This window comes from Luteithermobacter gelatinilyticus (assembly GCF_005849285.1).
GTDB classification, from domain to species: Bacteria; Pseudomonadota; Alphaproteobacteria; order Sphingomonadales; family Emcibacteraceae; genus Luteithermobacter; species Luteithermobacter gelatinilyticus.
In genome coordinates this window covers 1368454-1384237 of sequence record NZ_CP040517.1, presented here as the reverse complement: position 1 = coordinate 1384237, position 15784 = coordinate 1368454, and the positions used below count along the sequence as shown (strand labels likewise).

Here is a 15784-nt window from a genome sequence, read left to right as displayed (position 1 = left end):
CGCGCAAAATCCAGCCCAAAATAGCAAAACCCCGTGCGGTATGATCAGCAATGCTCAAAAAAATTGACTATTACATTCTGCGTGAAACGATTATTCCGCTGGTGATCACTTTGGGGATTGCCGCATTACTTCTGTTGCTGGAAAAAATGCTCACCCTGTTTGATTTTGTAATCAATCAGGGCGGCCCTATTGACATTGTCTGGCGGATGCTGGGCAATCTCATGCCGCAATATCTCACGCTGGTTATTCCGCTCGCCATGTTTCTGGGCGTGTTGCTGGCCATACGCAAACTGGCGCTGAACAGCGAGCTGGACGCCCTGCTGGCCAGCGGTCTCAGCCTCAATCGTCTGCTTTTGCCCTCACTGGGTATTGCCATCTTTCTGCTGATGGTCAATGTTATCGTGGTGGGGTTTGTCCAACCCTACAGCCGTTACGCCTATAACGGCCTGTATTTTGATGTTCGCAGCGGTGCCCTCGGCGCCAGTATCAAGGCCGGCGCCTTTACGGACCTTGGCGACGGGCTAACCCTCAGGATCGAGGAATCCCGCCAGTCGGGCCGCGAGCTGATTGACATCTTCGCGCAAAAGGAAAGTCCCGACGGGCGGATTCAGTCCATCAGCGCCAAAAAAGGCGGCTTTTTTGTTTCTCCGGACGAACGTTATCTGATCCTGAGACTTTATAACGGCACGTTGATTGATCTGGATATCAGCCAGAGCCGTCCCCGGGTCATGAACTTTGAAATGCATGACCTGCCTATTCATGTGCCGCTTTTTGAACAGTTCCGTGAGCGTGGCGAAGATGCGCGAGAAATGACCTTTCTTGAACTCTGGCAACAACGCAACAGCGGTAACGAAGCCTACGTTGCGGCCCTGCATTCCCGTACGGCGCGGGCGCTGTCCATTCTGATCGTCCCTTTCCTGGCCATGCCGTTGGGCCTGGTCGCCAAACGGTCCGGGCGAGCACTGGGCATTTCCGTCGGAATTGTTGTGCTGCTGGTGTACCACAAACTTCTAGAATTCGGTCTGGCCTTTGCCTCGGAAGGGGCGATATCGCCCTGGCTGTCCATCTGGGGGCCGACACTGCTATTCATTTTGCTGACAACGCGGCTTTATTATGTAGGTGCCTATAAAGTGGGCGGCATGCCGCTGAGGAAACTGGAAATTGTATATGAAGCAATGGTGGAAGCCGTCGGCAAAATTGCCCGGCGCCTGAGTGCGGTGAACTGACATGGACAGAATAACAAAATTTTCCAGTGTCATCGGTCAGATGTTCAATCCCGGAAGCCTTGACCTGTATCTGGCGCGGGTATTCATCATTCGTTATGTAATTATTCTGGTCGGCCTGATTTCAACATTGCAGGTTCTTGATCTCTTGGCCAAATCCGATGACATTCTGGCCGGCGATGGCGCGACCCTTGCTGACTTGTGGACCTATGTCACGCTTCGCATGCCGCAACTTGTCTCATTGTTTTCTCCTTTTGTTGCGTTGCTGGCCGCCATTTTGTCATTGGCGGGACTGAATATTCACAACGAAGTCATCATCATGAAAGCAGCAGGCTGGAATGCCTTTCGCATAATATTGCCGCTGATTTTGATGTCCGGGCTGGTTGCTGCCATTCATTTTGTGTTTAATGAAACAATTGCCGTCACCGCGAGAGCAGAGCTGAAAAACTGGGAAGAACATGATTTTGCCGCCAATGTGCCGCCGGCGCCGGACCGGGTTTACGACAGCTGGGTGACGGATGGGAACAACCTGATCAAGGCCGAAAGTGCCAGCCGCAATGGCAGCATTCTTCTGCTGGACCGGGTCACCCAATATATCCGCAATGACCAGTTGCAGGTCAAGGCCCTGATCAAGGCCGACTTTGCAGTCTACCGGGACGGCAAATGGAAGCTTTTTGAAGTCAAGAAGTTCGATATTGACACCCTGAAGGTAACCCCTCTCGAAAACCTGGACTGGAAAACCAATGTGCCGCCTGAACGTTTTATTGCTTTGGGCATCAAGGCGGATCAGGTCAATCTACAACAATTGCTGACCGCCATTGATCAGCTTGAGCGCGAAGGACACGTCACAAACGATCTGAAAACCTATCTCCATCAGAAATTCGTTTCGCCCCTGAGCACACTTCTCATGCCGCTTCTCGCGGGACTTGCCGCATTCGGACTGCATCGCGGCGGAAATCTGTTCGGGCGTATTCTGCTGACACTGGCTTTGGGGTTCAGTTATTTTGTCATCAACAATCTATTTGTGGCATTAGGGCAATATGGCGCCGTTCCCGCCATTGTGGCCGGATGGCTGCCGTTCTTGCTATTTGGTCTGGCCGGGATCAGTTTTATTCTTTTGACCGAAGAATGATCCCGATCAAGGAAATCTGCAAAAACAATTGGATAATTGCATCCGGACACTATATTTTAGCGTAAAGCTTTCACAGAGAAGGCACAGGAGATAACAGGTGGTTGCACGATTTGGTTTCTGGAAAAACAAAACCCATCATCTGGACAAGATGACTTTAAAGGAATTGGTGGTGGCGTATTTCCAATATTATGCCATTCAGGGATATATTATTGCTGCCCTGATCTCCATATATATTGCCGCAACCCATGTCACCAGTCTATGGGCCAATGTAGCGGCCGTGGCCATCACCTATGTGGTTTACCCCCTCGTCTGGTATCTGGCCCATCGCTATATTCTGCATGGCAACATCTTTTATAAGAACCCCATTACCGCGCGGACCTGGAAGCGGGTGCATTATGATCACCACCAGGACCCTTATGATTTGTCCATTCTGTTTGGGGCCCTCTATACCACCATGCCGCTGATTGCCTTGGCCACCATTCCGGTGGGGTATCTGCTGGATGGCATTGGCGGCGCGGCAACCGCGTTTGCGACGGGCTTGATCATTACCTGTTTTTATGAGTTCTTCCACTGCATTATGCATTTGTCCTATAAGCCCAAAAATGAATATGTGAAGAAAATCAAGAAACTTCATGTGATGCATCATTTTCAGAATGAAAAAGTCAATTACGGCATCATGAGTTTCTGGCTGGACAAATTGTTCGGCACCTATCAGGACAACCCCGCAGAACTGGAAAAAAGCCCCACAGTCTTTGACCTGGGATATACCGCAGAAATGGCCGAAAAATATCCCTGGGTTGCCCGTATGTCCGGCGGGGTCAGCCATAATTCCCCCCGGGAACGGCGGCTGAAACACACTTCCAAAGATAAGAAAACCGCTACGGAGCACACACAGACGGCCGCGGAATAGCACCTTTCTGGCATCATTCCGGCCTGATATGATAGCCCGACAGTCCAGCCCAACACTCCAGAAGGAAAAGCCTGACGTGAAACAGTCCGCTGTGCAGATCGAGGAAGTCACCACAAAACAGCAGCTCAACAGTTTCATCCGGCTGCCGCATATGGTTTTCGCTGATGACCCACAATGGGTGGCGCCTTTGGAGATGGAACGTCGGGATATTTTAAACCGGGACAAGAATCCCTTTTTCGAACATGCCCGCGCCCGATACTGGATCGCCCGCCGGGGCGGCGAGGTTGTCGGCCGCATTTCCGCTCAGATCGACGACCTGGTGCCCAAATATCACGGGAAGAGGATTGGACATTTCGGTTTTTTCGACTGCATTGAAGACCAAGCTGTCGCCGCGGCCCTTTTCGAAACGGCTGAAGCCTGGCTGCGTGACCAAGGCATGACAAAAATAATCGGCCCGTTCAGCCTATCCATCAATGAAGAAACCGGCATGCTGGTGGACGGGTATCACAGGCCACCTATGCTGATGATGCCGTACAGCCGTCCCTATTACCAGACACTGGTTACGGCGGCCGGGTACCGGAAAGTCAAGGATGTCTGGGCCTACTGGCTGGATATTACCCAGGAAATCTTGCCGCCGGCCATCGACAAGCTGGTCAAAAGGGTACTGGCCAATGACCGGATCACCATCCGCCCCATCAATATGAAACAGTATGACCGGGATTTGCGCATCATTCTGGATATCTATAATGACGCTTGGTCCCAAAACTGGGGGTTTTTGCCGTTTACGGAAAAGGAACTTCAACAGGCGGTTAAGGATCTCAAGCTCCTGATCCGCGAGGATTTCACTTACATTGCGGAACTGGACGGCGAAGCCCAGGCCATGATGGTCACCCTGCCCAATCTGAATGAAATCATTCACGACCTAAACGGCCGGCTGCTACCCACGGGTATTTTCAAACTGCTCTGGCGGTTAAAACTCCGCCCCTCCTATAAAACCGTGCGCGTGCCGCTGATGGGAGTACGCCACCAACATCAGAATAGCGCACTGGGCGGGGCCATGGCTTTTTCACTGATTGAAACCTGCCGTATCCATGCCGTGGCCGCCGGCTGCACACATGCGGAACTGGGATGGGTTCTGGAGGAAAACACCCGCCTGCAAAAAATGCTGGAAACCATCGGGTGTCAACATGACAAGACCTACCGCCTTTTTGAAAAAGACCTGACCCCGGAAAAATCGACGGTATCATAGTCCTGCCCTCTTTTCCGGTTAGGCAAATCAGGATATATAGTCTGAACCATAACGCTGTCGGGTAACCGGCGGCCGATTTCGGGATGCTGACGAACCATGCCAGAACACAACACACCAGAAACTCCGGAAACCGGCGATCCTTCCGGACAGCTCAAAACCGGGCTTATGCATCGCCTACGCTATTATTTTCTGACAGGGCTAGTGGTTGCGGCCCCGATCGGGATTACCATTTATCTAGCCTGGATGTTTATTGACACGGTTGATCGCAACGTTACGCCGCTGATCCCCGAAGCCTATCAACCAGAAAATTATCTGCCCTTTTCCATTCCCGGCCTGGGGCTGGTTATTGTGGTGGTTTTCCTGACCATGCTGGGCGCATTGGCGGCCAATCTGTTTGGGCGGGCATTATTGAGATTCGGCGAACGAATCCTCAATCGCATGCCGATCATCCGCAGCATATACAGCACGTTGAAACAGATCTTTGAAACCGTAATTTCCCAGAATGCCACCAGTTTCAAGGATGTGGTGCTGGTGGAATATCCGCGTCGTGGTTTGTGGGCCATTGCCTTTGTCACCAGCGAAAACAGGGGCGAAGTGCAGGAAAAACTGGAAAATGAAGTCATCAATGTGTTTTTGCCCACCACCCCAAACCCTACGTCGGGTTTTTTACTGTTTGTGCCAAAACGGGACCTGATTTATCTGAGCATGACCCCTGATGAGGGGGTAAAATATGTGATTTCCGCAGGTCTTGTGGATCCGAAAAACAATAAAGTCGATGCAAATGGCACTGGCGACCTGCGCCAAAGGGCCCGGCCGGAAAAAGGCTCGCGCATTACCGATTGGACAGGGAAAAAAGACCCTTCACAACCGGTAAAAGACAAAGAAGGTGGCGATGAAAGTTCATCCTGACCGCAGATATTTGATGCCTTCGTCCTGCTCAAACAGGTAGAGAAGGATTCTGAGCGCTCGCCCCCGTGGCGATTTCAGCTCGGGATCCTTTTCCAGAATGAGACGCGCATCATCCCGGGCGATGGGGATTAGATCCTGGTGCGCCTCCAGTGACGCCACCCTGAAGTCCGGCAATCCCGACTGACGCGTCCCCAGAACCTCTCCCGCGCCCCGCAACCGCAGATCCTCTTCGGCGATGCGGAACCCGTCTTCCGTTTCCCGCATGATTCTGAGGCGCGCCCGGGCCGTCTCTCCACCGCTATTGCTGTACAGCAAAAGGCAAACGGACTTGCCTGTGCCGCGGCCAACCCGTCCGCGCAGCTGATGCAACTGCGCCAGGCCAAAACGCTCGGCATGTTCGATCACCATCACCGTGGCCTCGGGCACATTGACCCCCACCTCGATGACCGTTGTTGCCACCAGAATATCCAAATCCCCCGACGCAAACCTTGCCATAACCTGATCCTTGTCCCGGCCTTTCATTTTGCCATGAACCAGCCCCACACGATCGCCAAAAATCTGCGCCAGTTCCCGATGACGCGCTTCGGCGGCGGCCAGGTCTGTCACTTCAGAATCTTCCACCAATGGACAAATCCAGTAGATTCGCGCCCCGGATCTAATGGCCCGCGCCAAAGACTGCACCACTTCATCCAGCCGGTCCAACGGAATTGTCCGGGTATCCACCGGCTTTCGGCCCGGCGGTTTTTCCGTCAGCCGCGAGACGTCCATATCCCCATAAGCCGTGAGCGTCAGGGTGCGCGGAATGGGCGTCGCCGTCATAGCGAGAACATTCATGCTTTCGCCTTCTTTCCCCTTGGCAGCCAGCGCCATCCGCTGCTCCACCCCGAAACGGTGTTGTTCATCAATCACCACAAGGGCCAGATCATGATAGATTACATCTTTCTGAAACAACGCATGGGTTCCCACCAGAATATCAATTTCGCCAGCAGCAAGCGCCGCCAGCGTCTTTTCCCGCGCCTTGCCCTTGTCCCGGCCGGTCAGCACCTCAAGGCGCAGGTCGAGTTCCTGGATAAGCTCCTTCAGACTCTCATAATGTTGACGGGCAAGGATTTCGGTCGGCGCTAACAACGCAGCCTGCGCCCCGCTTTCCACCGCGCAAAGCATACTGATCAACGCCACAACTGTCTTACCACTGCCCACATCCCCTTGCAGCAGTCGCATCATGGCGGTTGGCGCCGCCAGATCCGCCCTGATTTCCTCCAGACAGGCTTTCTGTGATGAAGTCAGTTCATAGGGCAAATTCTGATATAACTGGCGGGTGAGTTTCCCGCCCCCGCGCAAGGCCCGCCCCTTTTTGCGTCGGGACTGCCGGCGCACCAGGGCCAGCGCCAATTGGTTGGCCAGAAATTCATCATAAGCCAGCCGTCGGCGCGCCGGACTTTCCGGCAAAAGATCCCCTGCCCCCTCCGGATAATGCAGGTTAAGCAAGGCCGCTTTCCAGCCGGGCCAGCCTTGCCGCCGCCGCAACGCGTCATCCTGCCATTCCGGCAAATCCACAACGCGTTCCAGGGCGGCCCTGATGATCCGGGTCATCACCTTGCCGCTTATTCCCGCTGTCAGAGGATAAACCGGCTCCAGAGCGGGTATTTCCTCCCGTCGTTCCGGGGACAGCATATAGTCCGGATGGCTCATCTGAAGCTGACCGTTAAAAATTTCCACCCGGCCGCTGATCACCCGGCGGCTTCCTACAGGCAGTTGTCGCACCAGATAATCGCCTTTTACATGGAAAAAAATCAGTTGTAGTGACGCCGTGCCATCATGACACCATATGCGGTAAGGCCGGCGGCTTTTGGCGGGGGGCGGCTCATGATTACCGATCTCCACCTCAACGGTGATGATCTGCTCATGGCGAATCTCCGAAAGTTTCGGGCTTAGGCGTCGGTCAATCACATCCGTCGGCAAATGCCACAACAGATCAAGAATCCTTCTGCCGACAGGTTTTTCCAGAAGCCCGGCCAAACGTCCGCCGACCCCGGACAGGCTAATGGTTTCGGCAAAGAAAGGGTAAAGAATTTCCGGACGCATGGCTTTATTGTTTTATTTTCCTGTTGATATCCTGTAGACACAATGACACATAACGTAAACATAACGAACATATTCTGATTGCCAAAACGGAATTACTGACGAATTACCCAACGCCCCAGAACCAAGTGAAAAGATCATGACCCGTTTTAACGCGCCTGGTTTCATCGAACCTGAAATAGATCCAAACGAAAGTCCGGAAACCCGTCGTAAACGACTGAAATTTCGCAGCTGGCACCGGGGGATCAAGGAAGCGGACCTGCTGTTGGGGAGTTTTGCTGATACATATCTGGCAAAGCTGAGCAAAGAACAGCTGGATCGTTATGAAGAGCTGTTGCGCGAGGCAGATTCCGACCTGGTGGCCTGGATCACCTCCGACCGGGAACCGCCCGAACATCTTAATCACGACGTTATGGCCCTGCTACGGGGTATGGACTATCTGAAGATTGTAAAGTGAAAAACCTGCGCGAGCTTATTTCGTCCGACATTCCGCTACTCCTCAGCCATGTGCCCGAAGGCTATGACGCGATGCTGCTGGCACAGCTTCTCGAGGAATGCGGACAGAACCTGCACCTGCATATCGCCCGTGACGGCACCCGCCTGGCAAATATGGCCGAACTGGTCGGCTATTTTGCACCGGAAGTGGAGGTCCTGCGGTTCCCGTCCTGGGACTGCCTGCCCTATGACCGTATTTCTCCGCATCAGGACATTGTAGCAGAACGCATGACCACACTAAGCCGCCTGGCCCGGCTGGAGTCGTCATCGGCACAAAAAACTCTGGTGATCGCCACAATCGGTTCGGCAAGTCAGCGTGTCCCCGAACGGGCCGTTATGCAGAATGTATCGTTCAGCGCCAAGCCGGGGGACCAGATCGACCTTGAGGAATTGACCCGTTTTCTATCCACCAACGGGTACAGCCGTGCCAGCACCGTGATGGAACACGGTGATTTTGCCATTCGTGGCGGCCTGGTGGATATTTTTCCGCCGGGATATGACAATCCGCTGCGGATCGACCTGTTTGGCGACGAAATCGATGTGATCCGCGAATTCGACGCGCTGAGCCAGCGATCCGGCGCCAAGGTGGCCCAGATTAATCTGGTGCCCATGAGCGAAGTATTTCTGACCGAAGACTCCATCCGTCATTTCCGCGCCCGTTATGTGGCAGAATTCGGCACGGTTCTCGGAGACGACCCACTCTATGACGCTGTCACCGAAGGCCGCAAACATCAGGGAATGGAACACTGGCTGCCCTTGTTCCATCAAACTCTGGAAACCCTTTTCGATTATCTGCCAGGGTGCACCATCACACTGGATCATCTGGGACAGGAAGCCCTGGAAGATCGTCTGTCGGCCATTCAGGATTATTATCTGGCCCGCAAAAGCGATTATGAAAAAACCCCCGCCGGCAGCCTTACGGCAACAGTCTATAAACCATTGGCGCCGGAACTCCTGTATCTGACGGCACAGGAGTGGGCTCACATAAGCGAAACCCGACGGATTCACAGTTTTTCCCCTTACGGTGCCCCCGAAGAAGTCCCGCATCTAGATTTTGAAGGAAAAATTGGCCGGGACTTTGCGCCGGAACGCAATAACCGGGATGTTAATGTTTACGACGCCCTGCGTCAGCATGTGGTGTCTTTGTTCCAGCGTGGTAAAAAAGTCTTTCTTGCCAGCTACAGCATCGGCGCCCGGGACAGGTTATCCGCCGTACTCAAGGATCACGGCATGACCCGCCACCGGCTGGTGGAAAACTGGCCAGAAGGGGACCAATTGCCAGACGGCGCGTTGGGGTTGATCGTTCTGCCGCTGGAACATGGATTTGAAGCGGACGACATTGTCCTGATCTCGGAACAGGACATTTTGGGTGATCGCCTGATCCGCAAGGTGCGCCGCTCGCGCCGGGCGGAAAATTTCATCAGCGAAGCCTCCGCCCTTTCACCCGGTGATCTGGTCATTCATATGGATCACGGGGTGGGCCGTTATGAGGACCTTAAGACCATAGAGGTCATGGGGGCCGCTCATGACTGCGTCATGCTGACCTATCATGGCGGCGACAAACTTTATGTGCCGGTGGAAAATATCGAGGTGCTGAGCCGCTATGGCGCCGAAGGGACGCATGTACAGCTGGACAAGTTGGGCGGCACCGCCTGGCAGAGCAAAAAGGCGCGGCTGAAGAAAAAACTCCTGGAAATGGCTGACGAGCTGATCAAAGTCGCGGCGGAAAGGGAATTGCGCAAGGGGCCGGTGATTACGCCTTCAGACGGTCTGTATGAAGAATTCTGCGCCCGGTTTCCCTATGCCGAAACCGAGGATCAGTTGCGCGCGATCCAGGATGTGATTGAGGATCTGGGCTCTGGCCGTCCCATGGACCGGCTGATTTGCGGTGATGTTGGGTTTGGCAAAACGGAAGTTGCCCTGCGCGCCGCATTTCTGGTGGTTATGGCTGGGTATCAAGTTGCCATCGTGACTCCCACCACTCTTTTGGCCCGGCAGCATTACAAGAATTTCGTGGACCGTTTCAAGGATCTGCCGGTGAGAATCGGGCATTTGTCGCGTCTGGTGCCGGCCCGCGATCAGAAGCAAACCAAAGAGGAACTCGCCCGCGGTGCCTGTGATATTGTCGTCGGGACCCATGCCCTGCTGGGCAAGACCATACAGTTCAAAAATCTCGGCCTGTTAATCATTGACGAGGAACAGCATTTCGGCGTTTCCCATAAGGAACGCCTGAAAAAATTGCGCCATGACGTGCATGTGCTCACCCTTACTGCCACGCCTATTCCACGTACGCTGCAACTGGCTATGAGCGGCATGCGGGGCTTGAGTCTGATCGCCACCCCCCCGGTGGACCGCCTGGCGGTGCGCACCTTTATCCTGCCCATGGACTTTCTTGTGGTACGGGAAGCCCTGCTTAGGGAACATTACCGCGGCGGCCAGAGTTTTTATGTCTGTCCGCGCATTGCGGACCTGAAAGAAATTGCTGATTTTCTGACAGAACATGTGCCCGAAGTGAAGTTCGTTGTCGCCCATGGGCAGATGCCGCCTTCGGAAATCGAGGATATCATGCATGCCTTTTACGAAGGGCGCTATGATGTACTGCTGTCCACCACCATTGTCGAATCCGGGCTGGATATTCCCACCGCCAATACGATGATCATTCATCGGGCGGATATGTTCGGCCTGGCCCAATTGTACCAGTTGCGTGGCCGGGTGGGCCGTTCCAAGGTGCGCGCCTATGCCTATCTTACCCTGCCACCCAAGCGCATTCCCACGGCCACGGCGGAAAAACGCCTGCAGGTATTGCAGGCGCTGGATACGCTGGGAGCAGGTTTCACCATTGCCAGCCATGACATGGACATTCGCGGCGCGGGGAATCTTCTGGGGGAAGAACAGTCGGGGCATATCAAGGAAGTGGGACTGGAACTGTATCAGCATATGCTGGAGGAAGCCGTGGCCCAGGCCAGAAACGGCATCACAGGCGATGACATGGACCACAACTGGTCGCCGCAGATCAATCTGGGCGCCGCCGTACTCATTCCCGAACGATACGTACCTGACCTGAACCTGCGGATGTCGTTGTATCGGCGGGTGGCCGAGCTGGACGACAGCGAAGATGAAATCGACGCCTTTGGCGCGGAACTGATCGACCGCTTCGGCCCCCTACCCGAAGAAGTGGAACATCTGCTAAGCGTGATCCGGATCAAATATTTCTGCCGCAAAGCCGGCATTGAGAAAATCGAAGCCGGTCCCAAGGGGGCCATTCTGTCCTTCCGGAAGGACAGGTTCGCCAATCCGGCCGGCCTGATTGACTTTATCTCCAAACAAAACGTAGTCGCCAAGCTGCGGCCGGATCATAAGCTGGTTTATGTAAGAAAATGGGACCAAATCGAAAACCGGCTGAAAGGTTGTTATATTTTGGCCCGGGCGCTAGCCAAAATCGCCGGGCAGACCGTTTAGAGTGAATTGTGAATTGGTGGATTCAATTTACTCTAGAAAAACACTCTAAGCGTTCGAAACGTGATGATTAACCTTTTATTTGGATTTTTCCAACATACTCGCTTTACTGCCCTATTTGCGGGTGTCATACGTGAGTTTGAGGGAACCGCCCCATGTTGAATGCGATTAAGACAAGTCTTTCCGGACTTCTGGCCTCCTCCACACGGATGACTATTGCCGCCAGCAATATCGTTAATGCCCGTACTACCTCTACGCCTGAAGGCGATGAAACATTCTCTGCCGGTTTGCGCGGCAGTAAAGCCTACCTTCCCCAGAAAACGGTTCAGACAACCAACAGGTTCGGCGGGGTAAAAGCCCATCCGGTTCCCGTCTCGCCGGCGCATCTTGCAGTTTATGACCCGACATCCCCTGTGGCCGGCCCCAAGGGGTATGTCAACACCCCCAATGTCAATGAATTCGTTGAGTTGAGTGAGATGATCCGCGCCACATCGGCGTACGAAACCAATGCCAAGGTGCTTGCAGAACTTGATAACACCCTGCACAAATTCCTAAAAGACTTCTGATATCTTACCAAACACTATAGAAAAACAATAAATTACAATGTCTTTCTCATAAAAAAGATAACAATTCCTATACAACTTATTGATAAAAAGAAAGAAGTTTAACTTTTTAGCAAGGTTTCATTTACATTTGCGCTATAAGTTGGATAACACGCTTGTTTTCGGGTAAGTTTGTACCCTGCTAATATAAAAAGCCATATGACTTATTGAGTAAATGAGTATGCCCCCACAAGGAGGAAATCTGGACCGGGAAATCAGCGGCCTGATTGAATTGGCTCATCAGAAGTCAACATCAGGGCGAACAGAGCTGTTTCAGGCGATCGTTGACCTTCTCGAAAGACGACACAAAGATCTGACCGACCGGGAAACGGCCCTGATGGCTGATATTCTGGGCAGTATTCTTCATCATGTCGAAATGGAGGTGCGCAAAAAACTGGCTGAAAGGCTGGCGGATCGCGAAGATACATCCCCTGAGCTGATCATTCTTCTGGCCAATGACGAAATCGAAGTGGCCCGCCCGGTTCTGTTGTTGAGTAAACTGCTGTCAGACGACAATCTGGTCCGGATCATCCGGCATAAAACCATCCAGCATCAGTTCAGCATCGCCGCGCGCAAATATCTTTCCGCGAAAGTGTGCCGGGAACTGGTCCATATGGGCAACGACGACGTTGTCTTGACCCTGCTCAGCAATCATGGCGCCAGAATTGACAATGAAACCCTGAATATTCTGGTGGAACAGTCCCGGGAGAAAACGGCCCTGCAATCCCCCCTCATCGAACGGCCGGACCTGCCACAGGAATTTTATTCCAAAATGTATCAGTGGGTTTCAGATGATCTCAAGGATCTTATCCTCAAGGTTCACAACATCTCCGAACAGGAAATCAGGGATATTCTGGCGCGCACGCTGGACACGCTGAATCAGGAAAACGGCGCCCAGGCCCTTCATCAAAGGAACAGTTCGGAGGAACGCCTTGTGGAAAAACTGCATAAGGCGAACAAGCTGGGTCCCGCTTTTCTGATGAAAACCCTCCGGCAGGGACAAATCAATCTTTTTGAAATCAGCTTTGCCCGCATGGCGGACATGCCCCGTCAGGTGTTACAATCCATTCTGTATGACCAGGGGGCCGATACCCTGGCTCTGGCCTGTCACGCCGTTGGGATAGACCGCAGTGTTTTTCTCACTATCTTTCGCCTGACCCGGGAAGCCCGCAACATGGATACCCGCCTTGAACAAAAGGAAATCGACAAGGCGTTTGAACAATTTGTCCGCATGGACCGACAACAGGCGCGAGAGACACTGGCAAAAGTGATCCGCACCGAAACACCCCCTCCCTCCTGACGATACTTTTCTCATATCTTTCATGGAAAAGTTTCCCGCATCCGTTTATAAAGACAGTATCAGTTCAGCTATCAGGGCCAAACATGATCGACCCGTTCGGGAGACATATTACCTATCTCAGGCTTTCTGTCACAGATCGCTGTGACTTCAGATGCCAGTATTGCATGGCAGAAAACATGACATTTTTGCCGAAAAGCGAAATCCTTTCCTTGGAGGAACTGGAACTTTTATGTCATGTCTTTATCCGCCGGGGGATCAAAAAAATCCGGCTCACCGGTGGGGAGCCTTTAGTCAGGAAAAACATCATTTCCCTGATCCGTCATTTGGGCGAATATGTGCATAACGGTGAACTGGATGAGCTCACCCTGACCACCAATGGCAGCCAGCTAGAAAAATATGCCGCCGATCTTTATGCGGCGGGGATGCGCCGGATCAATGTCTCCTTGGATACGCTGGAGCCGGAACTATTCAGGACCATTACCCGCTGGGGACGCCTGGATCAGGTGATGCAGGGCATTAGGGCTGCGAAAAAAGCCGGCCTGTCTGTTAAAATCAACATGGTCGCGCTTAAAGGAATCAATGACACGGAAATTGACGACATGCTCGCCTGGTGCGTAGCGGAAGAAATGGACCTGACACTGATTGAGACCATGCCGCTGGGCGCCGTGAACGTCATTCGCGCCGATCAATATCTGCCGCTTGCTCCCAAACTTGAAGATCTGAAAAGTCGTTGGCCTCTTAAAGCCAGTTCCCACAGCAGCGGCGGCCCCGCCCGGTATTACACTGTGGAAGGCAGCAAAACCAAACTGGGAATGATTACCCCGATGAGCCACAATTTCTGTGACAGTTGCAACCGGATCAGGCTGACCTGTACGGGGGAATTGTATATGTGTCTCGGGCATGACGATAAAGTTGATTTGCGCCAGGTGCTGCGCGCCTATCCAGGAGATGTCGCCCAAGTGGAAGAAGCCCTGCACAACGCCATTTCCCAAAAACCGGAACGCCATTATTTCATCATTGACCCGCAAGATGACAAACCGACGCTTCAACGTTTCATGAACACCACCGGCGGATAACAACGGAACGCACCTATGCCGCATGTCAACCAAAAACTCGCCCTCGTCAACAGCGACACGGAAATTGCCACCCAAGCCGCAGAAGAACTTAAAAAACATCATGACTTTGTACCGTTGGATCAGGCTGACGTGATTGTGGCTCTTGGCGGTGACGGCTTTATGCTGCATCTTATTCATGACCTGATGCATGATGAACGCCCTATTTTTGGCATGAATTGCGGCACAGTCGGTTTTTTGTTGAATCAGTTTCATACCGACCATCTGCACGACCGCATCAGTCAGGCCGAAGCCTTCCGGTTTCATCCATTGAAAATGACGGCGGTCACCACTTCCGGCGAAACTCATGCGGCCCTGGCGATTAACGAGGTTTCCCTGCTGCGGGAAACCCGCCAGACCGCCAGAATCAGAATATATGTGGATGACCGGCAGCGGCTTGAAGAACTGGTCTGTGATGGCGTTCTGGTGGCTACTCCGGCCGGCAGCACGGCCTACAACCTCTCGGCTCACGGCCCGATCCTGCCGCTCAATGCCGATATTCTGGCCCTAACCCCGATCAGCGCGTTCCGCCCCCGCCGCTGGCGTGGGGCCCTTTTGCCGCAGGAAGCCAAAATCCGGCTGGAAATACTACAACCGGAAAAACGGCCGGTCAGCGCCGTCGCTGACATCAAAGAAGTACGTGACGTGACTTCTGTAACGGTAGAGCAAGACAAATCCGTTGAGATCACCCTGTTATTTGATAAGGAACATACACTGGAAGAACGCATTCTGAATGAACAATTCATCAACTAGGGGAATGCCATGACCGCTACAAATCGGAGCAAGATTGTCACCCCACCCAATCACCTGAAAATGAAAGCAAAGGGCATTCCGGCCTCATCAGGTGAGGTGGCGATCCGCAAGGCCGAAGTCGCCATGAAAAAAATAAGCGCCGACATTGCCGCAACCCTTTTTCAGGATCTAGATAACATAAAACACGCCTTGGAAGATTTTCGCCAAAAACATCCCGTCCCTGCACCTGAAAAGACACAACTTTATCATCTGGCGTTTGAAACCAAGGGACTGGCCGGATCGTTGGGATATGATCTGATCGGTGATATCTGCGCCTCTATATGTGAAATGCTGGATAAATGTTCCCAGGAACACAAGAACTATCTGGCCGGACTCGTGGCTCATATCCATGCCCTTCAGGCGGTATTAACCAGTGGACAGAACGCGACAACCTCCACCGGGGAAGCGCAGGCGATCCTTGCTGGCCTACGACAGATCGTCCTGAAAATGTCTGAAGAAAATATCTGAATCAGGAAAATCGTGACGTGATGGGTTTGCCCATCCCCCTATCAGGTCCCGGTT

13 protein-coding genes are annotated in these 15784 nt (G+C 53.1%); 12 read left to right on the top strand and 1 reads right to left on the bottom strand.

The window, feature by feature from the left end:
- Positions 1–50: 50 nt before the first annotated feature.
- The 5 genes from lptF to FE788_RS06115 all read left to right on the top strand — a co-directional run bounded on the left by lptF (position 51) and on the right by FE788_RS06115 (position 5423).
- Entirely contained in the window at positions 51–1226 is a 1176-nt protein-coding gene (gene lptF / locus FE788_RS06135; RefSeq protein WP_138379809.1) for an LPS export ABC transporter permease LptF, read from the top strand.
- A gap of 1 nt (position 1227) precedes the next feature.
- Positions 1228–2355, top strand: a complete 1128-nt coding sequence (gene lptG, locus FE788_RS06130; RefSeq protein WP_138379808.1) for an LPS export ABC transporter permease LptG — start codon at positions 1228–1230, stop codon at positions 2353–2355.
- Between the two features lie 97 nt (positions 2356–2452).
- Positions 2453–3265 carry a sterol desaturase family protein gene (locus FE788_RS06125; RefSeq protein ID WP_210414166.1) on the top strand — a complete coding sequence of 271 codons (813 nt, stop codon included), beginning with the start codon at positions 2453–2455 and terminating at the stop codon, positions 3263–3265.
- A 76-nt stretch (positions 3266–3341) separates the two neighbouring features.
- Complete coding sequence (locus FE788_RS06120; RefSeq protein ID WP_138379807.1) at positions 3342–4514, top strand: GNAT family N-acetyltransferase; 1173 nt, start codon at positions 3342–3344, stop codon at positions 4512–4514.
- A gap of 96 nt (positions 4515–4610) precedes the next feature.
- Positions 4611–5423, top strand: coding sequence for a DUF502 domain-containing protein (locus FE788_RS06115; protein WP_210414165.1), 813 nt, complete (start codon positions 4611–4613; stop codon positions 5421–5423).
- Here FE788_RS06115 and recG read toward each other — a convergent pair.
- Positions 5415–7508: an ATP-dependent DNA helicase RecG gene (gene recG, locus FE788_RS06110; RefSeq protein ID WP_138379806.1), complete on the bottom strand. Its 2094-nt coding sequence runs from the start codon at positions 7506–7508 to the stop codon at positions 5415–5417. The genes FE788_RS06115 and recG overlap by 9 nt on opposite strands.
- A 136-nt stretch (positions 7509–7644) precedes the next feature.
- Here recG and FE788_RS06105 point away from each other — a divergent pair, with 136 nt between their 5' ends.
- The 7 genes from FE788_RS06105 (at position 7645) to FE788_RS06075 (ending at position 15730) form a co-directional block, all read left to right on the top strand.
- Positions 7645–7962: a succinate dehydrogenase assembly factor 2 gene (locus FE788_RS06105; protein WP_138379805.1), complete on the top strand. Its 318-nt coding sequence runs from the start codon at positions 7645–7647 to the stop codon at positions 7960–7962.
- Positions 7959–11459: a transcription-repair coupling factor gene (gene mfd, locus FE788_RS06100; RefSeq protein ID WP_210414164.1), complete on the top strand. Its 3501-nt coding sequence runs from the start codon at positions 7959–7961 to the stop codon at positions 11457–11459. Before FE788_RS06105 ends, mfd begins: the two co-directional genes overlap by 4 nt.
- 152 nt (positions 11460–11611) lie before the next feature.
- Complete coding sequence (locus FE788_RS06095) at positions 11612–12022, top strand: flagellar basal body rod protein FlgC (protein ID WP_138379804.1); 411 nt, start codon at positions 11612–11614, stop codon at positions 12020–12022.
- A gap of 217 nt (positions 12023–12239) precedes the next feature.
- Positions 12240–13358 (top strand): DUF2336 domain-containing protein, encoded by a 1119-nt coding sequence (locus FE788_RS06090; protein ID WP_168190301.1) that lies wholly within the window; start codon positions 12240–12242, stop codon positions 13356–13358.
- An 83-nt stretch (positions 13359–13441) separates the two neighbouring features.
- Positions 13442–14434, top strand: coding sequence for a GTP 3',8-cyclase MoaA (gene moaA / locus FE788_RS06085; protein WP_138379802.1), 993 nt, complete (start codon positions 13442–13444; stop codon positions 14432–14434).
- Between the two features lie 15 nt (positions 14435–14449).
- Positions 14450–15223, top strand: coding sequence for an NAD kinase (locus FE788_RS06080; RefSeq protein ID WP_138379801.1), 774 nt, complete (start codon positions 14450–14452; stop codon positions 15221–15223).
- A gap of 9 nt (positions 15224–15232) precedes the next feature.
- Positions 15233–15730: a hypothetical protein gene (locus tag FE788_RS06075; RefSeq protein WP_138379800.1), complete on the top strand. Its 498-nt coding sequence runs from the start codon at positions 15233–15235 to the stop codon at positions 15728–15730.
- Positions 15731–15784: the final 54 nt, after the last annotated feature.